Below are 4,656 nucleotides of genomic sequence, written 5' to 3'. Positions count from 1 at the left end.
CGGCGGGCGTGCAGACGAGCCTCGCCGTGGCGGGCGAGGGGACCTTCACCTACGCCCCCGCAACGGGCTTCGTGAGCTTCGTGTCGGAGCCGGGCTTCACCGGCAGCCCGACCCCGATCCCCTACGTGCTGACGCAGATCTCGACCGGCCTCTCTGACACGGCGACGATCACGATCACCTATGTCGCCTCGGGGCTGACGCTGGTGAAGACCACGCCCGAGGAGGTCGTGCGGCGCGGCACGCTCGTGCCCTACACGATCCGCTTCCGCAACGGCACGACGGCGGCGGTCGGCCCCATCAGCATCGTCGATACGCTGCCCGAGGGGCTGGTCTACGTCGACGGCACGGCCGAACTCGACGGGGTGCCCGTCGCGGTCACTGTCACGGGGCGGACCGTCACCTTTCCAGCCGTCGCCGTGCCCGCGAACACCGAGATCGTGGCGACGCTGACCGCGCGCATCCGCAACGGCGCGAACCCCGGCGCCTACGTCAACACGGCGCTGGCGCTCGATCCCGGCTCGACCATCGTGGCGGGTCCGGCGACGGCGACGGTGCGCATCCTGCCCGAGGCGGTCTTCGACTGCGCCGACGTGATCGGCCGCGTCTTCGAGGACCTCGACGGCGACGGATACCAGGACCCCTGGACCCCCGATGCCCGCCCCTCGACCGAGGAGAAGTTGCCGGTCGAGGCCGAGCGCAACGAGGTCGGGCTCGCCGGCGTGCGGCTGGTGACGCTCGACGGGCTCGTCATCACGACCGACGCGAACGGCCTCTTCAGCGTGCCCTGCGCCGCCCTTCCGGCCGACCGCGGATCGAACTTCCTGCTCAGCCTCGACACGCGGACGCTGCCCGCGGGCTTCGAGATGACGACGGAGACCCCCCGCGTCATGCGGCTGACGCCCGGCATGCTGACCGAGATGAACTTCGGCGCGCGCCTCGCCCGGTCGATCCGTGTCGACCTCAGCGCCGCCGCCTTCCCCGGCGGGCCCGCCGTCGGGCCGGAGCTGTCGCAGGGCATCGCCGCGATGATCGCGCGCCTCGCGGACGAGCCGATGGGCGTGGACCTCGTCTTCCACGTCGCGGCGGACGCGGACCTCGCGGACGTCGCCGCCGCGCGCGCCGCGATGGACGCGGTCGAGGCCGAGATCGCGCGGCAATGGTCCGAGGTCGCGCGGGGGCGCCTCGGCATCAGCCAGACCATCGCCCGGGCGGGAGAGTGACCATGCGCATCATGTCCCTGCTGTCCCGCTCGACCGCGCTCGCCTCCGGCCTCGTTCTCGCCTGCGCGGCGGGGGCGGAGACGCCCGGCGCGGGCGGGTTCTCCATCAGCTTCGGCGAGGAGGTGATCGCCGGCAGCGCCACGGCGCCCTTCCGGCCGGGCCGCGCGCCGGTGGACGAGACCTTCCGCCGGCTCGACATCTCCGTGCAGTTCGACACGCTGCGGCAGGACCGCATCCTGAACGTCGTGACCGAGGGCCAGCGGGTGGCGCACGCGGCGGGCGAGGCCGTGCGCTTCCGCGCCGCGTCGAACTATCCCGCCTTCGTCGACCGCGCCGAGATCCGCATCCTCGACCGCTCCGGTCCCGGCCGCAGCGCGGTCGCGGTGATCCCGGTCGCGCCGAACGGCACGGCGGCCTGGACCATGCCCGCCGAGGGGCCGGGCGATCTCGCCTACGTGCTGCGGGTCTACGACGCTGCGGGCCGCTTCGACGAGACACGGCCACGCGCGCTGGTGCGGAGCGGCGCCGGGGCGGACGCCTCGGTGTTCGCAGCGCCCTTCGCGGGCGAGGACGCCACGGCCCGGCGGGGCATCCCGCTGCGGGGCGGCACGGTCGTCGTCTCGGGCCGGAACGGCGTTCCGGGCGACACCGTCATGGTTCAGGGCGATCCGGTCACGGTCGATGCCGGCGGCCGCTTCGCGGTCAGCCGCATCCTGCCCGTGGGCGACAGCATCGTGGAGATCGAGGCCTATGGCCGCCGCCTCCTGCGCGACGTGCATGTGCCCGCCTCGGACTGGTTCCGCACCGGGATCATCGACATCACGGCGGGCGTCGCGGACGGCGATCTGCGCTCCGGGGATGCCCATTACGTCGACGGCCGCGCGGCCTTCTACGTCTCGGGCGTCACGGCCTCGGGCCTGCGGGTCACGGCCTCGGCCGACACGCAGGACGGGCCGCTCGAGGACATGCTGAGCCGCCTCGACGACCGCGACCGGCTGCGCGTGCTCGACCGGCTGCGGGCGGAGGGCAGCGACCTCTACCCGACCTATGGCGACGACAGCACCTGGGTCGACGACACGCCGACCTCCGGCAACCTCTACCTCCGGCTCGAGACCGAGACCTCGCGGCTGACCTGGGGCGACTTCACCTCCGCGGTGGAGGGGCCGGGCCTCCTGCGGTCGGGGCGCGACCTCTACGGTCTCGAGGTCCGGCACCAAAGCACGGCGACGACGACCTCGGGCGATCCGCGCCTCTCGGTCGAAGCCTACGCCGCGCGTCCCGACAGCCTGCCGCAGCGCGACATCCTGCGCGGCACGGGCGGCTCGCTCTACTTCCTGTCGCGGCGCGAGATCCTCGCCGGGACCACGCGCGTGACCGTCGAGACGAGCGACGCGGAGACCGGCTTCGTCACCGGCACGCGCAGGCTGCGCGAGGGGGTGGACTACGAGGTCGACCACCTGCAGGGCGTCCTGATCCTGGCCGAGCCGCTGGCGAGCGGGGCGCCGGACGGCACGGTGATCTCCGGCCCCTCGGCGGCGCGGGTGCAGAACCTCGTGGTGCAGTACGAGTATCTCGGCGGCGCTGCGGCGGACGACATGTCCTGGGGCGGGCGGGCCGAGGGCTGGGTGACGGACGGCGTCCGTCTCGGCGCGACGCTCCTGTCGGACGAGACCGGCGCGGGGCGGCACACGACGACGGGCGCGGACCTGCGGCTCGAGTTCGGCGAGGCCTCCTTCGCCGAGGCCGAGATCGCGCAATCGGACGGGCCGGGCTTCGGGCGCGCGGTCTCTTCCGACGGCGGGCTCAGCGTGGTCGGCAGCGCCCCCGGCGCGTCGCTCCGGGCACAGGCCTACGAGGCGCGGCTCGGGCTCGACTTCGGCGACCTGGGCCTGCCCGCCGACGGCGGCCTCACCGCCTGGGCGCAGGTGCGCGAGGCGGGGTTCGAGACCCTGACCGAGAGCACGCCGGCCGACCAGTCGCTCTACGGCATGTCCCTCGACCTCGGGCTCGGGCCGCGTCTCCGCTTCGGGGCGGATGTCGAGCGTTTCGACCGCACGGGCGGCGAGCGCTTCACCGAGGCCGAACTGCGCCTCGCCTACGCCATCGGCGAGGTCTGGACGCTGACCGGCGCGCTCGGTCGTCTCGACCGGACCGATCCCGCCGACCCCGCCCGGACGGGCGCGCGGACGGACGCGGCGCTGCGCCTCTCCTACGCGCCGGACGAGGACCTCACGCTCTACGGCTTCGTGCAGGGCACGCTCGACGTCTCGGGCGGGCTCGGGCGCAACGACCGGGCGGGCCTCGGCATCGACGCGCAACTGGGCGAGCGGCTGCGCTTCGCGGCCGAGGTCTCGGGCGGCAGCGGCGGCACGGCGGCCGAGGCGCGGGCCACCTGGTCGCCCACGCCCGACAAAGAGATCTATCTCGGCTACTCGCTCGACCCGACGCGGTCGGGACCGGCCGATCCCCACTCGGACCGGGGCCGCATCGTGGCCGGCACCTCCTGGCGCCATTCCGACACGCTCACGACCTTCGCCGAGAGCGTCTACGACCTGCCGGGCGACCGCCGGTCGCTGACGCAGGCCTACGGCCTGACCTGGACGCCCGGGAGCGACTGGAGTTTCAGCGCGGGCATCGAGACCGGCGAGATCGTCGACGGCCCCTCGGGCGACTTCGACCGCTTCGGCCTCTCGCTCGGCGCGGTCTGGACCCCGGATGCCGACCGCAGGGGGCGGGTCCGCCTCGAATACCGGACCGAGGACGGGACCGGCGCGGCGCGCGACCGCGACACCTGGGCGGTGGTCCTCGGCTACTCGACGCGGGTGGCGCGGGACTGGCGCATGATCGCCGATCTCGAGGCGCTCTGGTCCGAGAGCGGCGACACCCCGCTCGAGGATGCCGAGTACCTGCACGCCTCGCTCGGCTACGCCTATCGCCCCGTCGCCGACGAGCGGCTCAACCTCCTGTTCCGGCTGAGCTATCTCCACGACCTTCCGGCGCGCGACCAGCGCGGCGCGGACGGCACGACGGACGGGCCGCAGCAGCGCTCGACCATCCTGTCCCTGGCGGGCAACTACGACATCAGCCCGGAACTGACCGCGACGGGCAAGCTCGGCTACCGCATGTCGGAGATCGCGGCGCGCGGCACCTCGAGCTTCACCTCCGACACCGCGACGCTGACGGCGCTCCGCTTCGACTGGCACGTCACCCACGCCTGGGACATCATGGCCGAGGGGCGGCTTCTCCTCACCGAGGAGACGGGCGAACGCGACACGGGCGCGGTGATCGGCGTCTACCGCCACGTCAACGAGCATGTGAGCGTCGGCCTCGGCTACGAGTGGGGCCGGGTGTCGGACGACCTCACGGCCATCGACTACGAAGGGCAGGGCGTGTTCCTGAACATCGCCGGCCTCGTCTCAGAACCGCCCGACGATGT

The 4,656-nt window shown here is 73.6% G+C and carries 2 protein-coding genes; both read left to right on the top strand.

The annotated features are described in order from the left end of the window. Window positions 1-1,220: hypothetical protein (locus tag ACTS11_RS13185; protein ID WP_442640768.1), on the top strand; the 1,220-nt coding region annotated here is incomplete at its 5' end. Window positions 1,221-1,222: 2 nt separating this feature from the next. Next, window positions 1,223-4,656: hypothetical protein (locus ACTS11_RS13180; protein ID WP_442640767.1), on the top strand; the 3,434-nt coding region annotated here is incomplete at its 3' end.

The sequence above is a fragment of the Roseicyclus sp. genome, from assembly GCF_052168335.1.
In the GTDB taxonomy this organism is placed as follows: Bacteria; Pseudomonadota; Alphaproteobacteria; order Rhodobacterales; family Rhodobacteraceae; genus Roseibacterium.
The sequence above is the reverse complement of the archived record's forward strand: the minus strand, read 5'-3'. Positions and strand labels throughout refer to the sequence as shown.